Below are 13,528 nucleotides of genomic sequence, written 5' to 3'. Positions count from 1 at the left end.
GCACGTTCTTCGTCCTCATGCCGCCGCCCCACGCGCCGCCAGCGCCTGCCGCGCCTCGGCGACGTCGGAGAACGGCTGCTTGATGCCGGCGATCTCCTGGTAGTCCTCGTGGCCCTTGCCGGCGATCAGCAGCACGTCGCGGGCCTCGGCACGGCCGATCGCGCGGGCGATCGCCGCGCGGCGGTCCTCGATCACCTCGACGGCCGCCGGCGCCGCGAAGCCCGCCACGACGTCGGCCAGGATCGCCGCCGGCACCTCGTCGCGCGGGTTGTCACTGGTCGCGATCACGCGGTCGGCCAGTCGTTCGGCGACCGCGGCCATCAGCGGTCGCTTGCTGGCGTCGCGGTTGCCCCCGCAGCCGAACACGCACATCAGCCGGCCGCCGCGCGCCGCGGCCAGCGGGCGCAGCGCGCCGAGCGCCTTCTCCAGCGCGTCGGGGGTGTGCGCGTAGTCGACCACCACCTCCGGCTGCGCCACGGCGCTGCCCTCGCCGCCGACCTTCTGCATGCGGCCCGGCACCGGCGTGAGCTGCGGCACGACGCACACCGCATCGGCCAGCGGCACGCCCAGCGCGCGCAGGCCGCCGATCACGGCCAGCAGGTTGGCGGCGTTGTAGTCGCCGATCAGGCGGCTGCGCACCGGCAGGGCGGTGCCGCCCTCGTAGAGCGTGAACGCGAGCCCGCCGTCGACATAGCCGAGGTCGCGCGCACGCAGCCGCACATCGTCGCGCTCGAGGGAATAGGTCCAGAGCTCGGGCACGTGGCCGGCCAGGCTGCGGGCCAGCTCGGCGCCCTGGACGTCATCGAGGTTGACGGCGGCGGCCTTCAGCCCGGGCCAGCCGAACAGCACGCGCTTGGCGGCCCAGTAGGCGTCCATGCTGCCGTGGTAGTCGAGGTGGTCGCGGGTGAAGTTGGTGAACAGCGCCACCTCGATGCGCAACGCCGCGAGCCGGTGCTCGACGATGCCGATCGACGAGGCCTCGATCGCGCAGGCCGCGAAGCCGGCGTCGGCCATCCGGCGCAGCCCGCCGTGCAGCGTGACCGGGTCGGGCGTGGTGAGGCCGGTGAAGTCGATGTGGGTGTCGCGGCCGGGCAGCGGCGGCTCGCCGATGCCGAGCGTGCCGACCACGCCGCAGCGCCGGCCCAGCAGGCTCAGCGCCTGCGCGGTCCACCAGGCGGTAGAGGTCTTGCCGTTGGTGCCGGTGGTGGCCACCACCCGCAGCTGCTGCGACGGCTGGCCGAAGTAGGCATCGGCGATGGCGCCGGTGGCGGCCTTGAGCCCGGGCAGCGCGCCGATGCGCGCGTCGTCGAAGCCGTGCGCGTCGACCCCCTCGGCCTCGACCAGGCAGGTCGCCGCACCGGCCGCCAGCGCGGCCTTCACGAAGCGGCGGCCGTCGGTGGCATGGCCGGGCCAGGCGATGAAGGCATCGCCGCGCTGCACCAGGCGACTGTCGGTGCGCAGCGTGCCGGTGGTCCATTCCTGGAGCCAGCGGGCCGCGGCGGCGGGCGAGCGCAGCGCGGTGAGCATCAGAAGCTCTCCTCCACGGCGTCCTCGTGGCGCGCCACGATCTGCGGCTTGACGTCGAGGTCGGGCGAGACGCCCATCGCCTGCAGCGTCTTCTGCACCACCTCGCTGAACACCGGTGCGGCGACCTCGCCGCCGAAGTACTTGCCGGCGTTCGGCTCGTCGACCATCACGGCGACCACGATGCGCGGCTTGTCGATCGGCGCCAGGCCGACGAACCAGGCGCGGTACTTCTTGTCCGCGTAGCCCTTGCCTTCCTGCTTGTGCGCGGTGCCGGACTTGCCGCCGACCGAGTAGCCGATGGTCTGCGCCTTGGGGCCGGTGCCGCCGGGGCCCGCCGCCATCTGCAGCATGTGGCGCACGTCGCGCGCGACCTCGGGCGAGAACACGCGCACGCCGGCGCCAGGCTGCTGCGAGCGGGTGATGCTGACCGGAATGAGCTCCCCGTCGCGCGCGAACACGGTGTAGGCCCGCGCGAGCTGGAACAGGCTGGCCGACAGGCCGTAGCCGTAGCTCATGGTCGCCTTCTCGATCGGCCGCCAGGTCTTGTACGGACGCAGCCGGCCGGTGACGGCGCCGGGGAAGTCGATCTGTGGCTTCTGACCCAGACCGATGGCGCTGAAGGTCTCCCACATCTCCCGCTCGGAGAGCAGCTGGGAGATCTTCACGGTGCCGACGTTGCTCGACTTCTGGATCACCTGCTCGACGGTGAGCGCGCCGTGCGGGTGGGCGTCGCTGATGGTGCTGCCGGTGACGCTCATGCGGCCGGGCGCGGTGTCGATCACCGTCGAGGGCGACACGCGTCCGGCCTGCAGTGCCTCGCCGATGATGAAGGGCTTCATGGTCGAGCCGGGCTCGAAGGTGTCGGTCAGCGCCCGGTTGCGCAGCTGCGCGCCGCTGAGGTTGCGGCGGTCGCCCGGCGTGTAGCTCGGATAGTTGGCCAGCGCCAGCACCTCGCCGCTCTGCACGTCGAGCACCACCACGCTGCCGGCCTTGGCCTTGTGCTCGGCCACCGCGTCGCGGATGCGCTGGTAGGCGAAGAACTGCACCTTGGTGTCGATCGCCAGCTCGATGTCGCGGCCGTCGACCGGCGGCACGCGCTCGCCGATGTCCTCGACCACGCGGCCGCGGCGGTCCTTGATGACACGGCGGCTGCCGTCGCGGCCGGCCAGGTCGGACTGGAAGGCGAGTTCGATGCCCTCCTGCCCGCGGTCCTCCACGTTGGTGAAGCCCACCACGTGCGCCGCCGCCTCGCCGGCCGGGTAGCGCCGCTTGTACTCGGTGAGCTGGTGCACGCCCTTGAGGTTGAGCGCACGCACCTGCAGCGCCACCGAGTCGTCGACCTGGCGGCGCAGGTAGACGAAGTTCGGGTTGTCCGCCAGGCGCTTCTCCAGATCGCCGACCGGCATGCCGAGCAGCCGCGCGAGCTGGCGCTTCTCGGCGGAGGTGGCGGTGACGTCGCGCGGGATGGCCCACAGCGTGGGGGCCTCCACGCTGGAGGCGAGTAGCTCGCCGCTGCGGTCGGTGATGCGGCCGCGGTTGGCCGGCAGCTCGAGCTTGTGCGCGTAGCGGTTCGCGCCCTGCTGCTGGTAGAACTCGGTGCCGATCACCTGCACGTAGACCGCGCGGCCGAGCAGCAGCAGGAAGCCGGCCCCGACCAGGCCGACCAGGAACTTGGAGCGCCACGGCGGCGTCTTCGACGCCAGCAGCGGGCTGCTCGCGTAGCGCACGCTGCGCACGCTCACGGCGCCGCTGGCGGCGCGCGCACCGGGGCGGCGCGCACCGCCCTGGCCGAATCGCCCCAGCCATTGGCGCCAGCCGCTCATCGGCGCAGCTCCGCGGCATCGGGCGCCGGCGCGGCAGCCACCGGCACCACCACGTATTCGGTGACCGCCGGCGTGGCGCTGCGCATGCCGAGGCGCTCGCGCGCGACCTTCTCGACGCGCAGCGGCGTGGACTGCGCACGCGCATCGACCAGCAGCCGGTCATGCTCGCTCTCGAGCTTGAGCGCCTGGGCCTGCGCGCGATCGAGTTCGGCGAACAGGCGGCGCGACTCGTAGGACACCTTGACGAGGTAGAGCGAGCTGCACACCAGCGCGATCAGCACCACGATGTTGAGGCGCGTCATGCGGCGATCCCCACGTCGGTCCGTTCGGCCACGCGCAGGATGGCCGAACGCGCGCGCGGATTGGCGGCCACCTCGTCGGCGCCGGGCTTCAGGCGCGCCAGCGCGCGCAGCCGCATCGGCGCCGGCGGCGCGAACGGCGCCCGGCGGTCGACCACCGCCTTGCTGTGGCTCGCGATGAAGGTCTTGACGATGCGGTCCTCGAGCGAATGGAAGCTGATCACGACCAGCCGGCCACCCGGCTTCAGGCATTGGAGCGCCGCCGCCAGGCCTTGTTCAAGCTGCGTCAGCTCGGCGTTCACGAAGATGCGCAGCGCCTGGAAGGTGCGGGTGGCCGGGTTCTGCCCGGGCTCGCGGGTCTTGACCGCCTGCGCCACCAGGTCCGCGAGTTCCTCGGTGGTGCGTACCGGGCGGCCGGCCAGGCGGCGCGCCACCAGCGCACGGGCGATCGCGGTCGCGAAGCGCTCCTCGCCGTAGTCGCGAATCACCGCCGCGATCTCGCGTTCGTCGGCCCGCGCCAGGTAGTCGGCCGCACTCTCTCCGCGCGTCGGGTCCATGCGCATGTCCAGCGGACCGCTGGCGCGGAAGCTGAAGCCGCGCTCCGGGTTGTCGATCTGCGGCGAGCTCACACCGATGTCCAGCAGCAGGCCGTCAATGCGTGACACGCCGCGCGCCGCCAGCAGCGCTGGCAGGTCGCTGTAGGGCGCATGCTCGATGTGGAAGCGCGGGTCCGAGACCCGCGCCGCGCCCGAGGTGGCGTGCGCCACCGCGTCGGGGTCGCGGTCGATCGCCAGCAGGCGGCCTGCCACGGACAGCTTCGACAGGATCAGCCGCGAGTGCCCGCCGCGACCGTAGGTGCCGTCGACGTAGTAGCCGTCCGGCGAATGCACGAGCGCATCGACCGCCTCGTGCAGCAGGACGGTGGTGTGCTGCCAAGGCCCGACTCCCTGGTTCATCGCCGTCAGAACGAGAAGTCGCCCAGACTCTCGGGCAGCCCCTGCTGCATCACCTCGGCCTCGTGGGCCTGGTAGCGCTGCACGTCCCAGAGTTCAAAATGACTGCCCATGCCGAGCAGCATCACGTCCTTGACCAGACCCGCCGCCTGGCGCAGCTCGGGCGAGACCAGCACGCGCGAGCTGGCGTCGATCTCGACGTCCATCGCGTTGCCGAGGAAGATGCGCTTCCAGCCCTCGGCGCGCAGTGGCAGGGCTGCGACCTTGTCGCGAAAGCCCTCCCACGCCGGACGTGGAAACACCAGCAGGCAGCCGACCGGGTGCTTCGTGAGCGTGAGCCGGCCCTGGGCCAGCGCGCCCAGCACATCGCGGTGGCGCGCCGGGACGGCCAGCCGCCCCTTTGCGTCGAGCGCGAGCGCCGAAGCCCCCTGAAAGACTATTTCTGCCACGAAATCCCACTAAAGTGCACTTTTCTCCACTTTAGCGGACCCCCTCGGGCGGGTCAACCGGAGATGTAAGGAAATCTCAATGAAATCAAGCACTTAGGCGTGATTTCTGATGCAGAAAAAAGAAAATGTCGTTCTAAAAGAAGGACTTGCGGAGTCCTCTGGAAGTGAAAGATGAACTCGGGGCCCAGCTTGGGGGGTCTCAGCCCAGCCGACCCTGAGCCTGCCACTCGCGCAGCGTGCGCAGCATGTCGCGGTCGAGCTCCAGCCAGGCCTGCTGCCGGTAGCCCTGCAGCGCCTTCTCGTCGGCGGACCCCGCGTCGTCGGTCTCGTAGACGAAGCGCAGGAACAGCGCGCCGGGCGCCGGCTCCTCGATCGTCACGGTCAGCCGGACCGGCGCGGCGCCTTCGTGCGGCTCGGGCGTGAAGACGATGCGCTGCTCGGGCTCGAGCTGCACCGTGTCCTCGAAGCGCAACGCGCCGAAATGGACACTGCGCCGGCGCTCGCGCGCGTGGGCCCCGGCGCGGGCCTCGCAGCGGTCGGGGCCGAGCGGGAACTGCTGCGGCGACTCGACGCGCACCAGCAGGCCGCGCCACAGTTCGGCACGGCTCATCGGCGGCACCCGCGGGTCGGCCGGGTCGGTGACTTGGAGCAGGTGTTCGTAGCGCATGACAGGAGAGCCGAGACAGTCGGGTCTGCATGATGCCTGCGGCGAGCAAGCCGTGCCCCGCCGTACCGGGGCGGGTCAAGCCACGGTGGGCAGCCGCGACCTGACCCACAGCCAGGACGCGAGCCCGATGCTCATCAGCCCCATCGACGCCAGCGCCAGCAGCAGCGTCGAGTGCATCACCAGCGGTGCCAGCAGCCCGGCCACCAGCGCGTTCGCGCTGGCCGCGAGGCAGGACTGCATCGACGAGGCCATGCCGCGCCGCTCGGGTACCAGGTCGAGGACCATCAGCGTGACCACCGGCACCATCAGCGCCCAGCCGAACGAGAACACGCCGATCAAGGGCAGCGCCCACCAGGCCTGGGCCGGCATCAGCGCATTGGCGATCACGTTGACGACCGACACCGCGACCATGACGCGGAAGCCGCGGCGGATCTGGCGCTGCGGCGGCAGCCTGCCGGCCAGCCGGCCGCTCCACCAGGCGCCGCCCATGATGCCGCCGATGGTGAACAGGAAGAACCAGAAGAACTGCTGCGGCGCCAGGCCGAGGTGCTCGCCGACGAACACCGGCGCCGACAGCACGTAGAGGAACATGCCGTTGAACGGGATGCCGCTGGCCAGCGCGAGCAGCACGAAGCGCCCGCTGCTGCCCATCTGCCAGTAGCCGCGCAGCAGGTGGCGCACCTCGAAGGGCTGCCGCGCGCCGAGGTGCAGCGTCTCCGGCAGCAGCTTCCAGTTGGCGATCCACAGCGCGACGCCCACGGCCGTGAGGAACCAGAAGATCGCGTGCCAGCCGGCGTGCACGAACAGCAGCCCGCCGATGATGGGCGCGATGGCCGGCGCGGCGCCGAAGAAGATCGTGACCTGCGACATCACGCGCTGCGCGTCGGCCGGCGGGAACATGTCGCGGATCACCGCGCGCGAGACCACGATGCCGGCGCCGGTCGACAGGCCCTGCAGCAGCCGGAAGAACACCAGCTGACCGATGGTCTGCGACAGCGCGCAGCCGGCCGAGGCGACCGCGAACACCGCCACGCCCCACAGCACCACCGGCCGGCGCCCGAAGCTGTCGGACAGCGCGCCGTGGAACAGGCTCATCACCGCGAAGCCGATCAGGTAGATCGACAGGGTCTGCTGCATCTGCAACGGCGTCGCGTCGACCGAGGCCGCGATGCCGGTGAAGGCCGGCAGGTAGGTATCGATCGCGAACGGCCCGAGCATGGCCAGGCAGGCGAGCAGCACGGAAAGGGCCCACAGGGGCGCGCGCCAGAGCGTTTGGGCGTCGGGGTTCATCGGGTCCAGTGTGGCCGCGCCGTACCGAGGCGCGGCGCGTCGAACGAATAAGTGTGAAGCGGGCCGATAGGCCGGATTCTGTGCGGCCGCGGCGCCTTGCGGCGTCGCGGCCGTGACCGCCATTCCTCTGGGCCGCCCCTCGCGGGAACGGCTCGGTGCCACCTACCCGCCAGCTCCGCGGAGCCACATCGACGCTGGCCTATTTGGTGTTGCTGCGCGCAGAGATTGCCCGTTTCACCTCGGGCGGCTGCGCCGCCCGAACTCGTCTCTGTTGCTCTGATCCTCACCTTGCGGTGGACAGCCGTTGGCTGCTGCGCTGCCCTGTGCAGTCCGGACCTTCCTCCAGCACGGCCTTTCGGCGGGTGTGCCAGCGGCGGTCTGGCCCACTTCACCGATGGATTATCGTTGCTCCCACGAACACCGTCCGCCCCCCCGCTGAGGAGACCCCATGAAAGCCAACACCGTCCTCGACACCATCGGCCGCACCCCGCACATCCGCATGCAGCGGCTGTTCGGTCCCGGGCACGAGGTGTGGATCAAGTCCGAGCGCAGCAACCCCGGCGGTTCGATCAAGGACCGCATCGCGCTGTCGATGGTCGAGGCGGCCGAGCGCGACGGTCGCTTGCGCATGGGTGGCACGATCATCGAGCCGACCTCGGGCAACACTGGCGTCGGGCTGGCGATGGTGGCCGCGGTCAAGGGCTACCGGCTGGTGCTGGTGATGCCCGACAGCATGAGCGTGGAGCGCCGCCGCCTGATGCTGGCCTACGGCGCGAGCTTCGTGCTGACGCCGCGCGAGCAGGGCATGAAGGGCGCGATCGCCAAGGCCCAGGAGCTGATCGCCGCGACGCCCGGTTCGTGGATGCCGCAACAGTTCGACAACCCGGCCAACATCGACGTGCACCTGCGCACCACGGCGCAGGAGATCCTGGCCGACTTCCCGCAGGGCCTGGACGCGCTGATCACCGGCGTGGGCACCGGCGGCCACATCACCGGCTGCGCGCAGGTGCTGAAGGCGCAGTGGCCGCAGCTCAAGGTGTACGCGGTGGAGCCGAGCGCGTCGCCGGTCATCTCGGGCGGCAAGCCGTCGCCGCACCCGATCCAGGGCATCGGCGCCGGCTTCGTGCCGACCAACCTGCACACAGCCCTGCTCGACGGTGTGATCCAGGTCGAGGCGGAAGCGGCCCGCGAGATGGCGCGGCGTTCGGCGCGTGACGAAGGCCTGCTGGTGGGCATCTCGTCCGGGGCCACGCTGGCGGCGATCGCCCAGAAGCTGCCCGAGTTGCCGGCCGGCAGCCGTGTGCTGGGATTCAACTACGACACCGGCGAGCGCTACCTGTCGATCGAGGGCTTCCTGCCGGCGGAGTGATCAGGACCGCAGCCGGACCTGCTCCGGCTTGTCGGCCGGCAGCATCTCGAAGTGCGGCTCGAGCCGCTTGAACAGCGCCGACGGCCGGCCGTTCTTCTTCAGCACGCCGCTGTCGTGCAGCGCCTTGCCGGCGGCATTGAGCCGCATGGCGCGGCCCTGGCGCAGGTCGGGGCAGGCGGCCAGCACGGCCTCCACTTCCGCCGGGAATGCCGGCACGGGCGGCGCCTCGACCGGCGCCGGGACGGCGGGCTTCGCGGGGCGGGCGGTTTTCGCCGCCTTGGCCGCCCGCGGCTTCGCGACCGCCTTCGAGGCACTGCCCCGCGACGCCGGCCGGGCCGCGCCGAGGACATGGAACTCGTCGTAGACGCGCAGGTAGTCGCGCTCGACGTCCTGCGCCGTCTTGCCGTGCTGGCCGAAGCCGACGACGCGGCAGCCCAGCTCGCGCAGGCGCACGATCAACGGCGCGAAGTCGCGGTCCGAGGACACCAGCACCACCTCGTCCACCGGCTGGCGCAACACCAGCTCGACGGCATCGATGGCCAGCGCGAGATCGGTCGCGTTGGGGCCGGCGAAGGTGCTGGGCAGGAAACGGATCGCGTGATCCTGAGACAACGCCGCGAACTCGGTCGCCTTCTGCACGCTGCCGTAGGCGCGGCGGTGCTGCAGCACACGGCCGGCGGCCTGCAGCCGGCCGATGGCCTCGGCCACCAGCTCGACCTTCACGTTGTCGGCATCGACCAGCAACGCGGTGCGGATCGTCGGGGTCGTCATGGCGCCTCCTGGGCCGCGAGAGCAGCGTGCTTCACTCGACCTGCCGCCAGGCCAGCGACTCGCCGCCACGCAGCGGCTTGAGCGTCGCCTCGCCGAACGGCAGCGTCTCGGGCGGCGTCCAGGCCTGCCGGCGCAGCGTCACCGTGCCGGCATTGCGCGGCAGGCCGTAGAAGGCCGGGCCATGGACGCTGGCGAAGCCTTCCAGCCGGTGCAGCGCGCCGGCCGCGTCGAAGGCCTCGGCGTACAGCTCCAGTGCGCTGAGCGCGGTGTAGCAGCCGGCGCAGCCGCTGGCGTGCTCCTTCAGGTGGGCCGGGTGCGGTGCGCTGTCGGTGCCGAGGAAGTAGCGGTCGCTGCCCGAGGTGGCGGCGGCCACCAGCGCCTGGCGATGCACCTCCCGCTTGAGCACCGGCAGGCAGTAGTAGTGCGGGCGGATGCCGCCGGTGAAGATCGCGTTGCGGTTGTAGAGCAGGTGGTGGGCGGTGATGGTGGCCGCGGTGTGCGGCCCGGCCTCGGCCACGTACTGCGCCGCCTCGCGCGTGGTGATGTGCTCGAACACGATCTTCAGCCCCGGGAAGTCGCGCCGCAGCGGGATCAGCTGGCGGTCGATGAACACCGCCTCGCGGTCGAACAGGTCGATCTCGGCGTCGGTGACCTCGCCGTGCACCAGCAGCGGCAGGCCCTCGCGCTGCATCGCCTCGAGCGTGGCCCGGGTCTTGCGCAGGTCGCTCACGCCGGCATCGCTGTTGGTGGTGGCGCCCGCCGGATAGAGCTTGACGGCCACGACGCCGGCCGCCTTCGCGCGGACGATCTCCTCGGGCGGCATGTTGTCGGTGAGGTAGAGCGTCATCAGCGGCTCGAACGCCAGGCCCGCGGGCACGGCCGCGCGGATGCGCTCGCGGTAGGCCAGCGCCTGGGCCGCGGTGGTGACCGGCGGCTTGAGGTTGGGCATGATGATCGCGCGGCCGAACTGGCGCGCGGTGTGCGGCACGACGGCCGCCAGCGCGGCACCGTCGCGCACGTGCAGGTGCCAGTCGTCGGGCCGGCTCAGGGTCAGGGTGTCCGGGGAACTCATGCGGCGGATTGTCACCTGCGCGCGCGACCGCCCCCGCCGCACCGCCCGAACTGGCTGGGCAGCGCCGCGCTGTTCCGGCGATCACGGCCGCCCCAGGCCGGGCAGCATCCGCGACCGGGCCGTCAGGCCCCTGCCCCCGAACCCTCACCGGAGACCCTGGATGACCCGAACCTTCCTCGCCGCCGGCGTGCTGGCCACGCTCGCGGCGGCCGGCTGTGCCGTCATGGCGCCGTCCGCCGACGAGCCGCTCGGCCCGCCGGCCAAGGAGACCATCGTCGCGGTCGACACCACGCAGCAGTTGCTGCGCTTCAACGCCGGCCAGCCGCAGAATCTGCTCGACCGGCGCGCCCTCTCCGGCCTGCAGCCCGGTGAGCGGGTGCTCGGCATCGATCACCGCGTCGCCCGCGGACAGCTGTTCGCACTGGGCAGCAGCGGCCGGCTGTACCGCATCGACACCGCCACCGCCGCGGCCACGCCGGTCGGCAGCGCGCCGCTGGCGGTGGCGCTGAACGGCAGCGAGTTCGGCGTCGACTTCAACCCGACCGTGGACCGCCTGCGCGTCGTCAGCGACGCTGGCCAGAACCTGCGGCTGCACCCGGACACCGGAGCGGTCGTCGACGGCGACCCCAAGGCCGACGGCGTGCAGCCCGACGGGCCGCTGGCCTACGACGCCGCCGACGTGAACGCCGGCCGCACGCCGGCCGTGGTGGCGGCCGCCTACACCTACAACCAGCACGACGAGAAGCTCACCACCAACTTCGCGATCGACGCCCGCCAGGGCCTGCTGGTCACGCAGGGCAGCCGCGAGGGCGTGCAGCCCGTGGTGTCGCCGAACACCGGCCGGCTGCGGACGGTGGGCCCGCTGAACGCCGGCGCCTTCGAGCGCGCCAGCTTCGACATCGGCGACGTGAACAACACCGCCTATGCCGCGCTCACCGACCACGACGGCCGGGTGTCGCGCTGGGTGCGGATCGATCTCGCCACGGGCACCGCCACGAGCCTCGGCCGCATCGCTGGCGGCCAGCCGGTGGTCGGGATCGCGATCGAGCCCTGAGCCGCGGCGGGGCAGGCGCGCGGGCGCCGGTCGGCGCGCCCGGCCGGCCTCAGTGCTGCAGGATCTTCGACAGGAAGTCGCGCGCGCGCGGGGAGCGGGCCGAGGGGTCGCCGAAGAAGTCTTCCTTCCTGCAGTCCTCGCAGATCTTGCCCTGGTCCATGAAGATCACGCGGTGGCTGACCTTGCGCGCGAAGCCCATCTCGTGGGTCACGCACATCATGGTCATGCCCTCGTTGGCCAGTTGCACCATCACGTCGAGCACCTCGCCCACCATCTCGGGGTCGAGCGCCGAGGTCGGCTCGTCGAACAGCATCACGATCGGGTCCATGCTCAGCGCGCGGGCGATGGCCACGCGCTGCTGCTGGCCGCCCGAAAGCTGGCCGGGGAACTTGTCCTTGTGAGCGATCAGGCCCACACGCTCGAGCATCTTCAGGCCGCGCTTCTTGGCCTCGTCGGGGTTGCGCTTGAGCACCTTGATCTGCGCGAGGGTCAGGTTCTCGGTGACGCTCAGGTGCGGGAACAGCTCGAAGTGCTGGAACACCATGCCGACGCGCGAGCGCAGCTTGGGCAGGTCGGTCTTGGGATCGGCGATGCTGATGCCGTCGACCACGATGTCGCCCTTCTGGAACGGTTCGAGCGCGTTCACGGTCTTGATCAGCGTGCTCTTGCCCGAGCCCGAGGGCCCGCACACCACCACCACCTCGCCCTTCTTGACGTTGGTGGTGCAGTCGGTCAGCACCTGGAAGCTGCCGTACCACTTGCTGATGTTCTTGATGTCGATCACGGCGCTCTCCTGATCAGCGGATGATGGCGATCTTCTTCTGCAGCCGGCGCACGAGCATGCTCAGGCTGAAGCAGATCACGAAGTAGACGACGGCGGCGACCAGGTAGGTCTCGACCGGGCGGTTGAAGTTCTTGCCGGCGACCTCGAAGCCCTTGAGCAGGTCGTAGGCACCGATCGCGTAGACCAGCGAGGTGTCCTGGAACAGGATGATGGTCTGCGTCATCAGGACCGGCAGCATGTTGCGGAAGGCCTGCGGCAGCACGATCAGCTGCATGCTCTGCGAGTAGGTCATGCCGACCGCGTAGCCGGCATAGACCTGGCCCTTGGGCACGCTCTGGATGCCGGCGCGCATGATCTCGGAGTAGTAGGCCGCCTCGAACACCGTGAAGGTGATGATGGCCGACAGCTCGGCGCCCATCGGCCGCCCGATCAGCAGCGGGATCAGCAGGAAGAACCACAGGATCACCATCACCAGCGGGATGGAACGCAGCGTGTTGACGTAGAACGCCGCCGGGACCACCAGCCACCTCTTGCCCGACAGCCGCATCAGCGCCAGCAGGGTGCCCAGCACGATGCCGCCGACCATCGCGATCAGCGTGAGCTGCACCGAGAACACCAGGCCCTTGAGGACGAAGCCGGAGACGACATCCCAGTTCAGGAAGGAGAAGTCGAGGTTCAACATCATTTGCCTCCCGCCGTCATGCCGGGGACGCGCAGGCGGTCCTCGACGACCAGCATGATGCGGTTGATGGCGAAGGCCGAGATGAAGTACAGCGCCGTCACCGCTAGGTAGACCTCGACGCCGCGCGAGGTTTCCTCCTGCGCCTGCATCGCGAACATGGTGAGCTCGGCAATGCTCACCGCGAACGCGACCGACGAGTTCTTGATGATGTTCATCGACTCGCTGGTGAGCGGCGGGATGACGATGCGGAACGCCATCGGCAGCAGCACGTGGCGGTAGGTCTGGCCCAGCGTGAGACCCATCGCGAGACCGGCGTAGCTCTGGCCGCGCGGCAGGCTCTGGATGCCCGCCTTGACCTGCTCGGCGATGCGCGCCGAGGTGAAGAAGCCCAGCGCGAACACCACCAGCACGAAGCTGGGCACGCCGCGCAGGCTGGTGAAGAGCGACGGGATCACGTGGTACCAGAGGAACACCTGGACCAGCAACGGGACGTTGCGGAAGATCTCGGTCCACGCATTGCCCAGGAACACCAGCCGCTTGTCGGGCAGCGTGCGCAGGATGCCGACCAGCGAGCCGACCACCAGCGCGACCACCAGCGCCAGCAGGGCCACCGACAGCGTCCAGCCCCAGGCCGAGATCATCCAGTCGAGGTAGGTGATGTCGCCGCCGCTGCCGAAGCAGCGGGGGATGACCTCGCCATCGAGGGTGTTCTTGCAGAACACCTGCCAGTCCCATGTGGCCACGAGGGGCCTCCCTTTCCTGGGGTGCGCGAGCGCGCTTGCTGCGCC

Annotated in this window: 14 protein-coding genes and 1 other RNA gene; 2 read left to right on the top strand and 13 right to left on the bottom strand. The window is 70.8% G+C overall.

From position 1 onward, the window contains the following. Positions 1-15: 15 nt before the first annotated feature. The 8 genes from C1M51_RS11500 to rnpB form a co-directional block, all read right to left on the bottom strand. The gene (locus tag C1M51_RS11500; protein WP_129449916.1) at positions 16-1,527 is read right to left on the bottom strand and encodes a UDP-N-acetylmuramoyl-L-alanyl-D-glutamate--2,6-diaminopimelate ligase; all 1,512 of its coding nucleotides are present in this window, start codon (positions 1,525-1,527) and stop codon (positions 16-18) included. Beyond that, the gene (locus C1M51_RS11495; protein WP_242499659.1) at positions 1,527-3,350 is read right to left on the bottom strand and encodes a penicillin-binding protein 2; all 1,824 of its coding nucleotides are present in this window, start codon (positions 3,348-3,350) and stop codon (positions 1,527-1,529) included. Before C1M51_RS11495 ends, C1M51_RS11500 begins: the two co-directional genes overlap by 1 nt. Further along, the gene (ftsL, locus tag C1M51_RS11490) at positions 3,347-3,652 is read right to left on the bottom strand and encodes a cell division protein FtsL (RefSeq protein WP_129449914.1); all 306 of its coding nucleotides are present in this window, start codon (positions 3,650-3,652) and stop codon (positions 3,347-3,349) included. Before ftsL ends, C1M51_RS11495 begins: the two co-directional genes overlap by 4 nt. Next, positions 3,649-4,605 carry a 16S rRNA (cytosine(1402)-N(4))-methyltransferase RsmH gene (rsmH, locus tag C1M51_RS11485; RefSeq protein WP_129449913.1) on the bottom strand — a complete coding sequence of 319 codons (957 nt, stop codon included), beginning with the start codon at positions 4,603-4,605 and terminating at the stop codon, positions 3,649-3,651. The genes ftsL and rsmH overlap by 4 nt, the downstream gene beginning before the upstream one ends. Positions 4,606-4,610: 5 nt before the next feature. Next, entirely contained in the window at positions 4,611-5,051 is a 441-nt protein-coding gene (locus tag C1M51_RS11480) for a division/cell wall cluster transcriptional repressor MraZ (RefSeq protein WP_011828053.1), read from the bottom strand. Positions 5,052-5,250: 199 nt separating this feature from the next. Beyond that, positions 5,251-5,718, bottom strand: coding sequence for an SRPBCC family protein (locus C1M51_RS11475; RefSeq protein WP_129449911.1), 468 nt, complete (start codon positions 5,716-5,718; stop codon positions 5,251-5,253). Positions 5,719-5,793: 75 nt separating this feature from the next. Next, entirely contained in the window at positions 5,794-7,008 is a 1,215-nt protein-coding gene (locus C1M51_RS11470; RefSeq protein ID WP_129449909.1) for a multidrug effflux MFS transporter, read from the bottom strand. Between the two features lie 51 nt (positions 7,009-7,059). Continuing rightward, positions 7,060-7,398: RNase P RNA component class A (gene rnpB / locus C1M51_RS11465), an RNA gene on the bottom strand. A gap of 58 nt (positions 7,399-7,456) precedes the next feature. Here rnpB and cysK point away from each other — a divergent pair. Further along, complete coding sequence (gene cysK, locus C1M51_RS11460) at positions 7,457-8,377, top strand: cysteine synthase A (RefSeq protein ID WP_129449907.1); 921 nt, start codon at positions 7,457-7,459, stop codon at positions 8,375-8,377. Here the strand turns inward: cysK and C1M51_RS11455 are convergent, their stop codons facing one another. Beyond that, on the bottom strand, positions 8,378-9,148 hold the full coding sequence (locus C1M51_RS11455) for an NYN domain-containing protein (protein ID WP_129449905.1): 771 nt from the start codon (positions 9,146-9,148) through the stop codon (positions 8,378-8,380). 31 nt (positions 9,149-9,179) lie between these two features. Then, positions 9,180-10,220: a dihydroorotase gene (gene pyrC / locus C1M51_RS11450; protein WP_129449903.1), complete on the bottom strand. Its 1,041-nt coding sequence runs from the start codon at positions 10,218-10,220 to the stop codon at positions 9,180-9,182. Between the two features lie 160 nt (positions 10,221-10,380). Here pyrC and C1M51_RS11445 point away from each other — a divergent pair, with 160 nt between their 5' ends. After that, positions 10,381-11,274, top strand: a complete 894-nt coding sequence (locus tag C1M51_RS11445; protein WP_129449901.1) for a DUF4394 domain-containing protein — start codon at positions 10,381-10,383, stop codon at positions 11,272-11,274. 49 nt (positions 11,275-11,323) lie between these two features. Here C1M51_RS11445 and C1M51_RS11440 read toward each other — a convergent pair whose 3' ends face one another. The 3 genes from C1M51_RS11440 to C1M51_RS11430 are packed head-to-tail and all read right to left on the bottom strand — an operon-like array spanning position 11,324 to position 13,483. After that, positions 11,324-12,058 (bottom strand): amino acid ABC transporter ATP-binding protein, encoded by a 735-nt coding sequence (locus C1M51_RS11440; RefSeq protein ID WP_129449899.1) that lies wholly within the window; start codon positions 12,056-12,058, stop codon positions 11,324-11,326. Between the two features lie 13 nt (positions 12,059-12,071). Continuing rightward, positions 12,072-12,743, bottom strand: coding sequence for an amino acid ABC transporter permease (locus tag C1M51_RS11435; protein ID WP_129449897.1), 672 nt, complete (start codon positions 12,741-12,743; stop codon positions 12,072-12,074). Beyond that, positions 12,740-13,483: an amino acid ABC transporter permease gene (locus C1M51_RS11430; protein WP_129449895.1), complete on the bottom strand. Its 744-nt coding sequence runs from the start codon at positions 13,481-13,483 to the stop codon at positions 12,740-12,742. The genes C1M51_RS11435 and C1M51_RS11430 overlap by 4 nt, the downstream gene beginning before the upstream one ends. Between the last annotated feature and the right edge of the window lie 45 nt (positions 13,484-13,528).

It is taken from the genome of Methylibium sp. Pch-M, assembly GCF_004136295.1.
Taxonomy (GTDB): domain Bacteria; phylum Pseudomonadota; class Gammaproteobacteria; order Burkholderiales; family Burkholderiaceae_C; genus Methylibium; species Methylibium petroleiphilum.
This window is presented reverse-complemented; position numbering and strand designations above follow the sequence as displayed.